Raw genomic sequence first — 16,083 nt, 5'->3', positions numbered from 1 at the left:
AGGCTCCATTGCTCGAAAAGAGCTCAATGCCCGAGTAGACGGTGACCTTGCTACAAAATGCGTACAGTTAGGACTAAATTAGAACACTAAAATTTCCAAGGCAGCCTTGATAACTTGACTGCCTTTTCCTGCGTGTTATTTGCCAGCCGATCTTTCGCTGACACGTTGATGGACAAAAACAAGTCAGTGACTTTGCTAACTTAGCAACGTATGAATTAATTCAAGTATGGCAAATTGCTATGTCACGTATTCAATAGCCTAGTTACAAAGTGTCTAGCAAACCGATGGCTATTCACATCATCATTTAAATGAAAGCTCTCACTACTTAAAACTTCTTCTCTCCATGACTGCCAATCATCAATTCTTTTAGCTTCATCCTCTTCATATTTTAACTTCCGCTTTTGATTCTCAATTTCATATTCACTTGGCTGCATTGGGGGCGGATTAAGCACTCTGTCAAGTACGTTGAGGTATTCATCATTATCAGATGCCTGCTCTAGCATAGCCTCCGTCAATTTCGGATTTTCTCCACCTTTTACAAACTGGATAAGCTTCTGAAAAGCTGCATCTTTTTTATTTTTAGAACCATTGCTAACAAAGGCACTCATTAACCAATCTAAATCACTGTTACTAAAAGGAGATAGCACGTTGTCGTAATCAATTAAGTAATCACTGTGAATGAAGTTTTTGTTATCTTCCAATTCTTCGACAATACTCAAACAAGCCCAGTAGTAAGACTCTCTTAGTACAGTCTCTTTAGACAACAAATGCTGCAAATTCTTGGTTTCAGAGCTTGCGATAATGCTGGTTCGACGCTCTCCAAAATGAAAAGCAATAGCGAGACACCATGCCCATTGTTGATAATCCTCTGGATCTGAAGGTACTGTTGCAAAACAAGAATAAATTACGGCGTCAGCAAAGTGATCGTACTTTGAGTGTGCTTGATAGACTCGGCAGTCTTCTTCACGGTTACTCCATATGGATTGAGCAAAACTATCCCTAAGCTTGATTCGTTGCTCAACTGTTAGTAACCCTGATTTCACGGCCTCAAAAAGCTCATAGCCTAACCCATGTACATTGTTGGGGACTTCTTTTAGGGTCTGGGCAAGAGTTAAGAAATCGACTTCCGTAATAGCTTCTGGAATAAGGTGAGATATGATGTTGCGAACCAACCGTTCGGGCCACCCACCCAGAATCACTGCCTCTCCAATTTTTTGCTTCTGTTCTATGCTTCCGAATTCAAGCACACTCCATGCCGCATATGATCTATGTTGATAAGGCAATTCGTCATCAAATACAGCTTCCAATGCCAAATCAGTACAATCATGCATCGGCGTCAAGTAGATAAGCTCTAAAAGAAGCTCTCGTGTATCGTATCCAAAATAAGCTTGTTGCCATAGTTCGCGTACAGCAGGGGCTAATTCAGGCGTTGATACACGCTTTAGTTCGGGATGACCAACACCTGCGCCACACCACGTACTACTGTTCGCGAATTTTTCAACATATTTACAAACAAGCTCTTCGCGATACTCAATCGGCAACAATGCAGGGATACCCTGACGGAACATTAACGATGGTGCTCGAACTTTAACTTCAGAATAAATGTCGGGATACCACAGAGCCATCCAAGACGTAATAGGCTCCATACTGGGTATGAGAACTTTCTCATCTTTTATATCTGAAAATAGCAGCCCAAATAATTCTCTTGTCTTGAGTCCTTGCTCTCTCAGTTTCTTCAAGCGCTGGGCAGCTAAGTATTCCTGAGTAGCTCTATGATGGAATCGAAACGCATTTACACCCGTCGGATCGAAAAGAGGCTTTCCAAGTAGCTCTAATCGTTCTTCATAAGTCCAATCGGTGAGTATCTCACCAATATTAATAACATCAATTTTACTAGCGGAGAATTCTGAATGAATGGATCTCCGATTCATCATGAAAAGAGCCAAGGCTAGACGCTCCGAGCCTTCGTTCGCTTTTTCTTCAGTCAACGAGTTTCTTTTTTTATCGGAGGCTTCTCGAACTTTCTGCTTAATTCCAAATTGAAGTTGCTCTTCAAGGTTCCCTAACTTCCCTTCAGCAATAAGCTGATTCAGAGCCGAAATAATTTCGTAAGGTAAACGATAAAGGTGCCACAGTTCCTTTTCTTCCAAATAATGTTCGAACGCTTCTGCTTGATTGGGTGCATACGACCTAGCAAACTCCAAAGTTTCATGTTTGGTGAAGGGAAGCAGCGTTAGCACTTGGATAGGTTCATTTGACAACTTATCATCATGTGTCTGCTTGCGCTCATTGGATCTTTTGCGAGAAATAATGGTGGTGAATACCTTCTCACCATCTAGAATTTCTGTCTCATTCTCGTGATGACTCTCTTGAACCACTAATGAAGAAAGCGCTCCATAATCTAGCTCCTCATTCCAGTCATTTGGTCGACAGGATATATAAAACCTAGAACGAGAAAGAGCACTCCCTATGGTTTGTTTAATTTTCCTAAAAGCTTTACGAAGTGTACCTTGGCGTAATTTAAGTTCGTCTACAGCATCCAAAAAGAAGACCGCATTATCCATGGAAGCATCTTGCCAACGTTCAAAATCCTGCTCTTCCTCAACGGTTATTACGTCAAGAAGATCATGATCCTGAAGCAACTCTAAAGGCACAAAGAATGAAAACTGATTATTAGCCTTTAATAACTGGTGTTGTCGCTTAAACTCATGTGTTTTACCGCACTTTCCCTCACCCAATACAACGACGCATTGACTGCTATCGATATCTTCCCACCGTATTCCTGTTTCACGCTCTCCCCAAAAAGATAGAAAGTCGGAATCCGCAAGGTGTTTTTCGGAAGGAGGGGAAAATCGGCGTGTAGTAGCCACATGTGTATCAGTCATACTCTTCGATGTTCCTGAAATGAAAGGGGTTACCGAATAATATCCTCGCATCACCTAAGATTGTCTAGTTCAACATCGCTGATTTTGATAAGGTCATGATATGAATCGCTATGAGAGTCGAAAATAACCACACCTATCTCACCAAATATTCTTTGCGCGAAGGATAACACTAACTTGATGTATAGAATCCACAGCCCTGTTACCTATAGCGATTACGCTCAAAGTTGCATTTGGTTCTCAGCATAAACTAAAGTAATCCAAATTTTGAAAGCGACAGTTAATAAAACTGTTACGCAAAATCATTTTGGGGCAGAAGTGCTTCATAGTGATTTTTGCAACAGGCTGTTGCAAAATTGGGGTTGGAGTTTGTCCAACAGCCTGTTGGACATTCGATGAAGCAGGCGATTTCCTAATTGTGCAGCAGCTTGCTGCACAAATAAATCTCATGTTGGTTTCATGCGCTCTAAACACGTCTTGGGGCATAAATGAGCCAGCACAGATCTAGCTGGCTCGAAGATGGACAGAAATGAGTTTAGTAAAAAGAAATATTAGCTTTTCATGAATTATCTAAGGTATGGCAAAACCGCTTAGTAAGATGTTCAGACTTACTGGTGCAGATTAAGTTTGATGATGCCGTTCACTCGCTGCTTTAACAACTTCCGTCAACGATATTTGTAGAGCCCCTACTTGTGGAAAACAGTTCACAAATTACATCACTACTAGTGCTTATAATCCTCAACTTCTGACGCATTTAGGCTATAACCATACATGATATCATCCGCACCATCAGACAAATATAAATGTGACTTTCCTTTACCAACAGCTAATCGACCCTCAACCCAAACAGGAGAATATAACTCACTTGACTTAAACCCTTTAGGAAATTTAACGTATATCATCTGATTTGGAGGTGGTGGCGGAACATGAATACAAGCTCCGACAGTTGGTACCAATAGAAACTCATCTACCAAGTCATTCGTAAAATTCAATGGAAGTAAGTAACCCGCAATGCGAACATTCTGGTTATCAAGCGTAGTATTAAGCGACTCAGCCACTGCACGACGTTTTTGGGTAATTTCCTTTCTCATCGCCAATAGCCAGTTGATATCGATTTTCTGCTCAATCAATGAAGCCCTAGTTGCCGTATACTCAATACTTGCATCTTGAGAAAGTTGCACTCCATTGGCTAACTGTTCTTCATATTTAGCAACCCTCGACAATTCATACAATTGGATTTCGCTTAAGCTTTTAAAAGGATCATTGAAGTCTGTAAGTTGAGGCCTTAAGTCTGGCCAAGATATTTGTTCTATTGCATCTGCATAAACTACGTTGGTATTCACAAATCCCACGATTAACAAACAAAACAATTTATACATATTTCCAATCTCAATTTGACTATGATGTCACCGATAAAAGTCGCACATTAATTGCCTTGCCGAAAAGACTTCGGTTGCCCATCCGACAAGGCTAAACCCTATGCTCTATCTACTTAATTGAGAGTATTTTTATAGATTTTCCCATCTTTCATGATCACGACGAAATTCTTCTCAGGATCAGCAATCAGGTCTATGTTCTTAAGTGGGTTACCATCCACCAAAAGAATATCCGCCAATGCCCCCTCCTTTATCACACCATTCTCTCCAGGATATGGATCTCTTGGGCCTGACATCTTGAATAACTCGTAGTTAGTGCTGGTTGCCATTTTCAATACTTCCCAAGGTTCATACCACCTTGTGAGTTTTGCTAGTGATTTGCCCTGTTTTGACGCGATCTCTGCACCGTTTTGCAGATCGGTACCAAAAGCAAGCTTCAGATCATACTTTTTCGCCAACTCATAAGCTTTTTCCGTGCCTGCAGTCATCGCTAAGAATTTTTGATTTTCAAAAGAATCTTCAGGAAATGGAATTCTGTCTTCATCATTCAGCAGTGGTTGCAGGCTAAGCCATGCGCCGTTTTTCTTAATCAGTTTTGCGGTGTCTTCCGTTATCATATTGCCATGCTCAATAGATTGAACTCCAGCTTCCAGTGCTCCACGGACAGCGTAATCTGAGTATGCATGCACGGCTACATAGGTGTTCCAAGTCTTAGCCGCATCCACCGCCGCCTTCATCTCTTCCAGAGTATATTGCCTTACATCCAGAGGGTCACTGAGTGAGGCTACTCCTCCTCCCGCCATGACTTTGATCTGGCTGGCACCTCTCATTAAATTTTCACGCACTCGTCTCAGCACCTCAGGAACACCATCTGCAACGGCTGTCCAAGCCATAATCTCCCCATCGAGAAGTTCCCTGCCGTCTTTTCTTGGCATTGCCGTAGGAAAGCGGAAGTCCCCATGCCCTGAGGTCTGCGTTATATAAGCCCCTGATGGATAGATCCTTGGGCCTATATATCTTCCCTCATCGATCATCTTCTTAATGCCAAAAACAGGGCCTCCCATATCACGCACAGAGGTAAAACCCCGCATCAACGTTGCTTCGGCACCTTCTGCCCCCGCCAGTGTCAAATAACCAATGTCATTCACAAAGATCTGCATACTTGCAATATGGGCGTGCATTACATGCCAATGAGCATCGGTAAGCCCGGGCATCAAGGTACGACCACCACCATCAATTATTTTACCGCCAGCCACAGCAAGTGGTTCAGTAGATACTTGAGTAATCAGGTTTCCTGTGACTACTACATTCGCGTTCTGGATGAGATTCTCATGTACGCCATCAAATACATTGACGTTAGTAAATAGGGTAACCTCGCTTTCATTCTGAGCGAAGATAGTAGAGCTACTTAGCAACAGTGTGAGTGAGGTAATATGGACCAAAAGTCGTTTCATTCCGAATGTCTCCTTTTTAACCAACCTTGATTAAAACTACTGATTAGAAATACCCGTTACAACTGCATAGTAGGAGTTGAGTATTATCGATTGTGTGATTTAGCATCAAAAAACACTTTACAATCTTAGTCAAAGATACGCCGACGATCTTATGTAACGAGATTACTCATGTAACTAGTATTGAATTCCATCTCTATTACACTGTCTGTAAGCTGCTGTAACCGCTGTTTAATTATAACTAGCTATTCAACAACCTGCATTAGTCTAATCAGAAATTATGTCAGTCCCTACAGAGCAGATAAGTTATTACCAGTCTTGATGGTACAGTTCACCCCCTATTCAATCGATCAGCAAAGATGTCACTGACCTTGTCTTGCTTGAAACTGTCCCAAACTTCGACAGACACTCTGCTTGCATGAGAAAAAGTTAGTCAAATAGTGAAAGGTGAATCAGTCGAAACAAGGAAAGGGGCAAAGGTGAGTTTGCCGTGATCGACACCTGACACGCCTTTACACAGTTCCGAGTTGCGTTTTTTTAATTTAGTAGAACATGAATTAACTGATGTATGGTAACTCGCTTATTTGAGCGCCCAGTATCACTGGAGCAGAGCACACCGAACACAAAACCATATCGCTCACTTATTGATCAGCAATAAATTCAATAACTTTACAAAATGATGAAGTATAAAAGATAAAACCAAGCTACTAAAAACCTGTCCGAAATGTAATGATCTAGAAGCTGCTAGCTCGATAAGGACGGTAGGTGTGCGAGCATCAAAGGCTAGAAGGAAGCTCCTTCATCAAGAAACCGAATATACGGACGCAACAACTAAAGAGTTGCTTTGAGTTGGAAAGCAACTGGTAAGATCTTCTTACTTGTTACCAGCAGGAAATGAGGCAAATTAACGTGTTTGAACCCCGCTTTAAAAAAACTTGGGCGCTATCTTAAAAGGTATCTTGAATCCTGAGATTAGTTCCACAAACTTGAATTACTCCTCATGAGCACATTTTGTGCTTAGAGGCTATTCGGTGAAGAGCCGAAACAAAAATAAGCACAAATAGTGATTTAAATCACAATTAAGAGTTATTTTTCGCAGTTCCCCTCAATGTTCCCCCAGATGGTAACACCAAGATAATACTACATATAAAACAATAGCTTATAATGAAATCGAGAATCCCTCTTGAACAGTTTGTTATACGATGCCTCACACCAAGCGCTGAAACTGACCGTTTTTAGCTTTGAAACCTAGCTTATTAAACAAAGCTTGAGACCGAAAGTTACCCTCATCAATATCTGCATACAATCTTTCAATGCCCACAGATTTTGCATGAGAAAATAATAAACTGAGAGCTTCAAACATATAACCTTGTCGCTAATATGATGAATTAAGTAAGCATCCAATCTCGCATGAATGACCGCAATAACTAAAACTATGTAAACCGCAAGTTCCGATAACTTTGTTGGTTGATTGTTCTAAGATTGCCCATTCCAACGATTCACCCGACTTTTCTAATTGGACGACGCTTTCTAGCATCTGAACTATCAGATCTTTCGATGTAAAAACTGGGTCTGAGGCAAATTCCATTGTTTGAATATCACCATAAATTTCAAACAAATCATCAGAATCATTCGTTTGAATTGACCTCAAAACGATTCTACTTCCGTGTAAATCAGGCTTCATTTCTCTCCTTAATCGTATAACGCCCTGTTAAGGGGTGAGCAACTCAATGTCGAAGCTCCCGCATACCACCTTAAACACTAAACCTAACGCATAGCAAAAATGCCCCACGCGTTGCGAATCACTCTTAAACAGTTTGTTAGGCAAATTTTACCTTCGCTACTTTCAATATGTACACAATAATAGTGACCAATAGTGCCCAAGGCATTGCAAACCACCAATAGTATGGTTCCTGGCTATCAGCAAGGTAGTAATTAAAAACTATAATTACACTCACAATTGTCGAAATGACATATGCTCCACCTAAAGCCATACAGATATCTGAGTGATGTTTAGAAAGTTCAAATTCACGCAGTTGAAATACTACAATGAAAAACACAAAAGGACTAAAAAGACAAACTGCGATGTGTAGAAATGAAAGAAGACTTAACCATACCTCCACGGTAGACAAACTGATTCCAATTTTTCTGCTGCACGTCGAAGTAATGGATAGGCAAAACTAACTCCGAATACCCTGAGCTTCGATAAACATCTGGCTCATAAGCGAAGAGAAAAGAATGAGTTACCCCAAAAGACACTAAGCATCGATCGAGTTCTTTCACGATGACTTTAGCTAAGCCCAAACCTCGCTTACTTGGTGTAATGGCAATACCACCAATTATGCCCCCTTTGAAGCTTATTGAGCCCTGCTTCATTAAACGACTATAAGCAAAACCAGTAGCGATAATCTGATTATCATCTTCAATGAGAATTGCACAGACGAGCTCACGATTGAAAATGAACATGGAATCTTGGCCAAAAACGGAGTTTAGATGAGCATTAAGTTCAGCTTCGTAAGCCCCAATCTGACCACTTTTGACAACTGATATTTTCAAGGTTGACTCCATTCACATAACGCCGCATTAAGGGGTGAACAACGCATTCCACCCAAACTAAACCATTGCGCCGTAAACACTAAAGTTAATTCAAACCAAAACTGCCAAGCGTTGTGAATCCCTCTTGAATGCTTTGTTAGTTGCCAAACCTAAAGCTTTGATTTGAAGTCGATTGCTGTTTTGCCAACACTAGCTATACGTGTTTTAGTAAACTCAAATCAGGCGCAGTTTCAAAGCGCCTGTCACTGAAACCACTTGGAACTTACAACGCCGTAGAAAACGGACTTTGAACACCAAACAAACCTTTTGGAACGACAATGCAACAGAGAGGGCTTTCAACAAACCAATCGGGTTCTGAAATAGAGAACCCGAAACGCACAAGGAACCAAAGCACGATTTTAACAACGCCTAATAACTAGAAATTGAAATACGAAAACCTAGCCAAAAACACACGGACATTAGCCCTAAATATTCTGCTTTAGGTATGTTTTTCCTCGTGGGCAACTAACGCCCAATTAAGGTGTGAGGCACGCAATACCGATGCTGCCGCATACCACCTTAATCCCTAAAACTGACGCGTAGTAAAAATGCCATGCGTGCCGAATCACTCTTAAATTGTTTGTTAGGTGACTTGACTCCAAATATTACACCAACCATTGCATATAGCCGCCCCACCAGAGTTAAGATATGCAACCTAACCCACAAAAAGGAATTATTATGGGAAAACCTGCTGCAACATTAACATCAATGCATATCTGCCCCAAAGTCACCGCTAAAGTTCCGCATGTGGGTGGACCTGTAGTCGTTGGTTCACTCAATGTAAAAATTGGTGGCTTACCTGCGGCTCGAAAAGGGGACCGCCTCATCTGTGTTGGCCCTCCTGATTCCATAAGCAAAGGTTCTGGCTCGGTATTTATAAACGGGAAGCCAGCAGCAAGAATGGGAGACTCAACGAGCCACGGAGGCAAGATTGTCATTGGCAACCCCTCAGTCTTAATTGGTGATAAATATCGCGCCGATAAGCAACCACCACCCAAGACTTTCCATGAAGCAAAACAGCGTTTGGCAGAGGCCAAACCTTATGTCGATGCAGCTCGTGAAGGTGGTGCGGCGTTACCGGGTTCTGCGTACTCTACTGCTGACAAAAGAGAGATTGTCCAGAAAGGAAAAAATGAGCCCCTGCTATTTCGTATTATCGAGTCCGAATACAATGAGGATGATGGCTATATTGGCTACAAGCCCGAAGGCGTTACCAAACTAAAATACTGGACAACCACATTTACTCAAGCTGAGCATGGCGATACAGACTCAGAAGCTATCTGCAATGCGGTAGGAATTGAATATAAACCCGACTGCGAATACACCATATTGCTCATCGACCACCAAAAAGCCAATGAAATCGGCGATATGCATAGCTTTATTCCCACCTACTAGAGAATGAGTGAGTTTACGGAGTATGAATTGTCCACTGAATTTGAAGATAGCCGAGATTTAATTGCACCATGCATGACACCTGAGTTCAGTCGATACTATGAACAAGTCAAAGTATCAGCCGAAGAAGAAGGTATAAAGCTAAAAAAGCAGGAAGACTTTATCGAATATTGCCAAGTACTTGGCTTTACCCCGAGCCAGACCGACACCCTCGATGTCCGGCACCAAATAGAACAAGGTTTAGGTGCAAACGAACATTTTCTTGGCAACGGCCTCACCAAAGACATTAACGTAGAATATGAAGCAACCCCATTTGGTTGTATTGATGATAACGAGGAATATGGTCCTCCAGAAACCTTTACGTGGGATAAAAATCCGCAAACACTGGGCACGTTAGAAAAAGCGGGAGCCATAAAGCGAATTAACATCGGGAAAGGAGAAAAAAATGAAGCAATTTAAAGATATAGATCCACTAACGGTATCTCTAGACCCAAACTTGATTGCAACAGTACCGGATGATGAAGAAGCAACAAAAAACTTCTACTTTCTATTGATTGATAACTACATCATCCTCGCAACCGCAAAATACTTTACCAACAAGCGAACCGGAAAAAGTAAATGGTTGCACTACCAAATCGAGTTTCCCAAAAACGGCTTGCGGTGGTTCTTAGACACACTAGAAGATAAGTTTTTTAAAACCGCAGCGGAAGGCGGGTTGCCTAAAGGCAAATTCAACGATGAAGGTATTGTAGATGGTGAGCGGTTAAAGCTAAGGCGTGCTTTTAATGCCGATGGCGAAGGCGGTGGTGGATATGCTTTTATAACATTAGATAGATTCCCTGAGGGAAGAAAAGTTTGTAAATCATACACATTTACAGACTCTCTATTATTTGAACATGGAATGATTGACACGATGAAGGAAATTGCAAAAAAAATCGACTTAGGACAACTGTAACTCCCTTTACCTCCGAATCTTAGCTTCATGGTTCGGAGGCTAAATTTTGATTAGTCACCTAACGCCGCGTTAAGTGGTGAGCAACGTTACCACCCTACCTAAACTATTGTGCCGTAAACACTAATTTCAAAGCAAACCGAAAATGCCAAGCGTTGGGAATCCGACTTAAACGCTTTGTTAGTAGGTCAACTCCAAGGGAGCACCTGTACTTTCTGCCACCTAGCCTTATAGCCATCGGTCATTTTGTTGTAGTTAGTTTCTGTCATTGCCTTTTTGTTAGGTTTAATCAACATATTAAATGCATCATCTAAGCCATAGGGGGTGAACAATTTAATGTTTCCTGCACTATCTAGAGTGAAACCAATAGCAAAGGCAGAAAGCCAAGACTCGATGCCTTGTTCAACTCGCTCATATGCCTGAATGGAACAACCAAACTTCTTAGAATAGCGCTCATGTATTAATGCTTGGTTTTTCACATCAACGTCAACACTATGACTTAACCGCGAGCCAATGCGATTTTTGAACTCGTCTTCAGTTTCAAGGTTAGATCTATCGAAGTAGACAACATCAAAGTCTTTAACTTGAGCAAGAAGCGGTTTCCTGTCGATACTATTCCAGATGATTTGGGTAATAGCACCGCCTGCAATATAGTAGTTTGGCAGCCCTACTTCTTGGCACATCTCAGCTGTTTCGATCAATTCTGGAACTTGCTGAATTAGATGCTTTAGTTTTTGTTTATTCATCCTGACCTACTAACGCCGCATTAAGGGGGGAACAACGCCACCACCCAACCTAAGCTATTGTGCCGTAAACGCTAAAGTTGATTCAAACCAAAACTGCCAAGCGTTGTGAATCCCTCTTGCATGCTTTGTTAGTTGCCAAACCTAAAGATTTGATTTGATGTTAATTGCCGCTTTGCCAACACTAGCTTTACGTGTTTTAAGAAACTCAAATCAGGCGCAGTTTCAAAGCGCCTGTCACTGAAACCACTTGGAACATACAACGCCGTAGAAAACGGGCTAACAACACCAAAAAGCGCCTTGGGACAGACAATGTTACACAGCTAACTTTCAACATATAAATCGGTTTCTGAAACAGAAAAACCAAAGCACGATTTTCACAAACCCAATTAGCTAGAAATTGAAATACGAAAACCTAGCCAAAAACACACGGACATTAGCCCTAAACATTCTGCTTTAGGTACGTTTTCCTCGTTGGCAACTAACGCTCTGTTAAGGGGTGAGCAACGCGATACAAAAGCCGCCGCATATCACCTTAAACGCTAAACTCAACGCATAGTAAAAATGCCACACGTTGCGAATCCCTCTTAAACAGTTTGTTAGGTTAATGTCTCCAAGTTAGCCCCATAGACATATCTACAACAATTGCCCAAAAAAATAATGCTCCGAAAAGTAGGCAAATCGCGCAGACTAACGGTATGAGCCAGCTATAAAGGAAAGCACTGAAATACGGTATAGATTTAAAAAACTGTTCCGATGCAATAAAGAGTAGTATTCCAACGAACCAAAAAAACGTTAGCCCTAATCCAATTGGTAAGTATCTCCCATCATCAATCGGAGTCCATGTTCCCTCAGTGATCCCTTCGGGTATACCTTTAACTCTTCCCTTTGCTTCAATTACAGGCTTCATATCCGCGTCTTTTGATAAATAAAGTACTGAAATAAAGAACCCTTCTTTTGCTTCGAGTGCATCATCTCCTACAAAATCAAGAGTTATTTGGTTACCATCTCGGATTAACTTTACATCCAGACTTTCACGTGACTTGTTTTGAATCGATGAGTCAATAACTTCTATATCATCATCTTGAAAATGGAAACTAATGGGATTGGATTTCGATACCTGATTAAAGTCTATGTATTGATCACCACTGTTCCATATAGGGATATCAAGCTGAACAATTGAGCTATCAATTGAACCACCCTTCCAACTGATCTCTAACTTAGAATCTGAAGTTGTAGAGTTATAGATAACTGTGGGCTTGATTAAGGAGTAACTTAGCTCCATTGTTTTAGTACCAATAGCATAAAACACATATGCAATCGCGATAGCGAGAAACAAACCAACAACAGGGTTACTAAGCATCGCTTTGATTTTTCGATATAATTCCAAGTTAACTCCTTTAACCTAACGCCCAGCTAAGGGGTGAACAACGCAATACCGATGCCGCCGCAAACCACTTTAATCAACGCATAGTAAAAATGCCACGCGTTGTGAATCCCTCTTAAGCAGTTTGTTAGTACGCTGCCCTTAAAGCCTTTGGCACACGCCAAGATACTGAAATATAGCACGATACTTGTGGCTAAAAACACCGAAGCGAAACGGACAACTGGCAGACTAAAAACCAACGTCAGAACCCGAGTTGGTTAGAAGAAAAACATGCCAAACCACCCTTTTTCATCGCTTTCAAATTAGCAAAGGATTCGGTCTTCAAACTTTAACAGCAGCACCAAAGAAACGCAGCTTTTTCCAAATATTTCCCAATATCAAAGAAGCCACACCAGAGAAATAGCCCAAAAGTTAGAAACCGTAAACACTAAAAGCAAAGCGAAAATTTCACATCTAGTACCACCGGAGCGAACGTGAAAGGCACATTTGAACAGGTGTAAAGAGAGGAAAAGAAACCAATAAACACAGACACTTTTAACCTTTGATGCCAACCCAGTGCTAACGCCCAATTAAGGTGTGAAGCACGCTACCACTACACTTAATTTGACCACCGTAAACACTGAACTAGACCCAAACCAAAAATGCCAAGCGTGCTGAATCACTCTTAAATTGTTTGTTAGCACTCTTTCCCAAACAATGTAGTACTGACTATTTTCAATAAAATTTGACTACAAGGCTCGACAACTGGTACGTACCAACCAGACACAGGGCTGAGGCCAACCTTTTCAGGCTTAAGAACTGCAATGCCAAAACAAAGACGTATTTAGGTGTTCGCCTGATTTTGCTTGCTAGCAGCATCCTCTTCAACTGCCACCATGATTGCTCGACCAGTGTTGAGGAACTCGCTAATTAATTGAGCAAGACTGCTACTTTGAGCCGAACTAGTACCGATCCAGCCACGATTTACCATTCCAGAAAACTCAGTATTTGTTAGATATCTTGGTGAGTTCTTAAACGTAATAAGTCTCCCGCCTCGCTCACCTTTGGGACCACCGGAACCAAGTAAAAATTTCATATAACTGTTAGTTATATACATTCCTGAAATTAATTTTTCGGTCGCAGCATGCAACCCCTTGTTAGGGACCAATTTATAGAGAAAGCCGTCATGATTAAGCCTAAACTCTTCATGACTGGATATAACTGAATTCATTTCCACTTTATTTTGAAACTCGTCTATTCGAGCAATTTCTATATCTAGTTGCTTATCAGGTCTATAATAAAAACCATCAACATTATTTTTTTCTTTCATTAATTTGTACTGAACTAGAACAAAAGAGTGAAAACTCTTATTATAATAGATTAGGTCAACCCCTAAGGTATGCTCTAAGGGATTTTTATTTGCATAGATAACTTCTAAGACTCTACTTCCCTGTTCGAATCTAGAGACTCCCATGTTATGTAAAGAAGCTTTCTCATTTTCCCAATTAAATAGATCATGTTGGATTGCAGACTCTTCTTGGATATAGCGTTCCGGAATACCAGAGAGGAAGGAAACAGCCCCACCTTTAGACAGGTTTAAATCAGCTTCCATAACTTCGTCATCGTAGTTTTCTACATTATCAAGGTTAGGCGCCCAAGACTGAAGAACATCTTTCCTAAGCTCGTTATGACCACTAAAGATATCAAGCGCTGCGCCTAAAGCCTCACGCTCTTGAGTTAGGGTTTCTGCAGCTTCACCTATCAACCTGTACTTTGAAACTGTGGTTATTGATATTAGCCTTTCTATCTCATTAACCAATTCTGGGCGGATTTCTTTTATAGCCGCAATAGTTTCAAACCACGTTTTTTCTGGTAGTCGCCCTCCTCGCCCAGTTGAACTTTTCATAAAGTGCAGCTTTGTATTCGGAGATAGCAACCCTTCTATTTCTCGAATTGGGATAGAGTTCAAGTCAACTAAATCAGAAAACTCAACCCGTGATTTTCCAGTAACTACCCGACTTCCTTTTGTAGCTAAAGCTACAAAATCAATAGTGCGCCCAGTAAAGGATAACAGTACAACTTGAAGCTGTTTAATTTCCCAGTCATTGACACTTAATGCATCAGAAAATCGATGCTCTCTTCGCACTTCACTAAGTAAATAATTTCTTTGGTCTTCATCGAAATGAATTATTAGTCCTACTGATTTAGACATATCAATCCTTATTAGGTACTCTGAGTGCTAACGCCGCATTAAGGTGTGAGCAACGCTACCACGAAACTTAACCAGACCACCATAAACACAAAACCCAACGATGGAATGAAAAATGCCATGCGTTGGGAATCACTCTTAAATGCTTTGTTATTTGAATTTATTATGGGCTACTCTACTTCGATGAAATCATCATCATCAAACTTACCGCCATGTTGTTTCCTGTATTTTTCAAACTCTATATCTGTTTCTAAGTCACCAGTAGGCCAACCAGCATCTAGTTGTGCCAGTATGTCAGATACTGGCGACCAGCCGACAATATCAGAAGTCGTTTTATTCAACCAACATTTACCATCCCAGTATAAGTAGTCATACGAGCCAAAACCACTAAGATGTCTTAATGCAACTAAGTAGACACCAATTTCGCTAGGCTCTGTACCCTCAAACCATGTAGCTTTGATCTTAACTTTACTCATTATTTCTGATTCCTAAATGCTTCCGCCTTATCAATTAACCAACTCATATACTCGGGCCTTCTCGCCTGCGCATGAGCACCATCCACCAAGAAATCGATTATAAAGTAAGTATTGATGCTTGTAGCACCCTCAGTATAAATTAAGACACTATCACTTGTATTACTATGGCCAAGTTTTAGCGTTTTAACTTTATCTAGTATATGAATATGCATTAACCCAGCATCTTCTGCTGCAGGAGCTGGTCTATGATATGGGACTTCTTTACCAAAATATGATACCCGATGACCTTGCTTGTGACGCTTAAAGTCATGAATTAATAAATCTAGGTCTTTGTTAAGTTTTCTTTCCTCACTGAGAGCCCTAGTTACGTATACTTTGACGTCCATGTTTAAACCGTTCCTCTTTTATTTGACTTCTACAAATTCAGTGGAACTTTCACTTTGCCTATTTTTAGCACGCTCAAAGCTCCTTTTTACTCTATTTATTGCAACATAATGAGGGGTGAAACCTTCCTGTTTTTTCGCCTTAGGCATTGATTTTTCTTTCATTTTTACTCCATTAAAGTTAAATATCTAAATCTAAATTCCAATAACGCCGCGTTAAGGCGTGACGTAATGCGTGCCATACTGTGAGCGAAGCGA

At 40.9% G+C, this 16,083-nt stretch carries 12 protein-coding genes and 2 pseudogenes; 3 read left to right on the top strand and 11 right to left on the bottom strand.

The annotated features are described in order from the left end of the window. Positions 1–242: 242 nt before the first annotated feature. The 5 genes and pseudogenes from ACWYVB_RS14035 to ACWYVB_RS14015 form a co-directional block, all read right to left on the bottom strand. Positions 243–2,885, bottom strand: coding sequence for an NACHT domain-containing protein (locus ACWYVB_RS14035; protein WP_140050377.1), 2,643 nt, complete (start codon positions 2,883–2,885; stop codon positions 243–245). A gap of 719 nt (positions 2,886–3,604) precedes the next feature. Then, complete coding sequence (locus ACWYVB_RS14030; RefSeq protein WP_180767794.1) at positions 3,605–4,225, bottom strand: DUF3299 domain-containing protein; 621 nt, start codon at positions 4,223–4,225, stop codon at positions 3,605–3,607. Between the two features lie 149 nt (positions 4,226–4,374). Then, positions 4,375–5,712 (bottom strand): amidohydrolase family protein, encoded by a 1,338-nt coding sequence (locus tag ACWYVB_RS14025; protein ID WP_457529221.1) that lies wholly within the window; start codon positions 5,710–5,712, stop codon positions 4,375–4,377. A gap of 1,204 nt (positions 5,713–6,916) precedes the next feature. Further along, positions 6,917–7,393 (bottom strand): annotated as a pseudogene (locus ACWYVB_RS14020) (GNAT family N-acetyltransferase). Between the two features lie 383 nt (positions 7,394–7,776). Further along, complete coding sequence (locus tag ACWYVB_RS14015) at positions 7,777–8,265, bottom strand: GNAT family N-acetyltransferase (RefSeq protein ID WP_457529220.1); 489 nt, start codon at positions 8,263–8,265, stop codon at positions 7,777–7,779. 717 nt (positions 8,266–8,982) lie between these two features. On the opposite strand from ACWYVB_RS14015, the pseudogene ACWYVB_RS14010 reads away from it, so the two are divergent. From ACWYVB_RS14010 to ACWYVB_RS14000, 3 genes and pseudogenes are all read left to right on the top strand, one after another. Then, positions 8,983–9,267, top strand: a pseudogene (locus tag ACWYVB_RS14010) (PAAR domain-containing protein); the annotation flags it as partial. A gap of 459 nt (positions 9,268–9,726) precedes the next feature. Further along, positions 9,727–10,155 (top strand): hypothetical protein, encoded by a 429-nt coding sequence (locus tag ACWYVB_RS14005; protein WP_268980052.1) that lies wholly within the window; start codon positions 9,727–9,729, stop codon positions 10,153–10,155. Next, entirely contained in the window at positions 10,142–10,651 is a 510-nt protein-coding gene (locus tag ACWYVB_RS14000) for a hypothetical protein (RefSeq protein ID WP_045595538.1), read from the top strand. Before ACWYVB_RS14005 ends, ACWYVB_RS14000 begins: the two co-directional genes overlap by 14 nt. A gap of 185 nt (positions 10,652–10,836) precedes the next feature. On the opposite strand, the gene ACWYVB_RS13995 is transcribed toward ACWYVB_RS14000, so the two are convergent. From ACWYVB_RS13995 to ACWYVB_RS13970, 6 genes are all read right to left on the bottom strand, one after another. Continuing rightward, positions 10,837–11,394 carry a nucleotidyltransferase family protein gene (locus tag ACWYVB_RS13995; RefSeq protein ID WP_457529217.1) on the bottom strand — a complete coding sequence of 186 codons (558 nt, stop codon included), beginning with the start codon at positions 11,392–11,394 and terminating at the stop codon, positions 10,837–10,839. A gap of 601 nt (positions 11,395–11,995) precedes the next feature. After that, positions 11,996–12,781, bottom strand: a complete 786-nt coding sequence (locus tag ACWYVB_RS13990; RefSeq protein WP_074191372.1) for a hypothetical protein — start codon at positions 12,779–12,781, stop codon at positions 11,996–11,998. Positions 12,782–13,601: 820 nt separating this feature from the next. After that, the gene (locus ACWYVB_RS13985) at positions 13,602–14,969 is read right to left on the bottom strand and encodes a hypothetical protein (RefSeq protein ID WP_074191371.1); all 1,368 of its coding nucleotides are present in this window, start codon (positions 14,967–14,969) and stop codon (positions 13,602–13,604) included. 167 nt (positions 14,970–15,136) lie between these two features. Continuing rightward, entirely contained in the window at positions 15,137–15,442 is a 306-nt protein-coding gene (locus ACWYVB_RS13980; protein WP_074191370.1) for a hypothetical protein, read from the bottom strand. Beyond that, positions 15,442–15,828: a type II toxin-antitoxin system YafO family toxin gene (locus ACWYVB_RS13975; protein ID WP_074191369.1), complete on the bottom strand. Its 387-nt coding sequence runs from the start codon at positions 15,826–15,828 to the stop codon at positions 15,442–15,444. The genes ACWYVB_RS13980 and ACWYVB_RS13975 overlap by 1 nt, the downstream gene beginning before the upstream one ends. 18 nt (positions 15,829–15,846) lie before the next feature. After that, entirely contained in the window at positions 15,847–15,990 is a 144-nt protein-coding gene (locus tag ACWYVB_RS13970; protein WP_213901585.1) for a hypothetical protein, read from the bottom strand. Positions 15,991–16,083 lie beyond the last annotated feature (93 nt).

It is taken from the genome of Vibrio sp. JZG10 (genome assembly GCF_054064075.1).
Note: the sequence above shows the minus strand (reverse complement) of the source record. Positions and strands in the feature narration are given on the sequence as shown.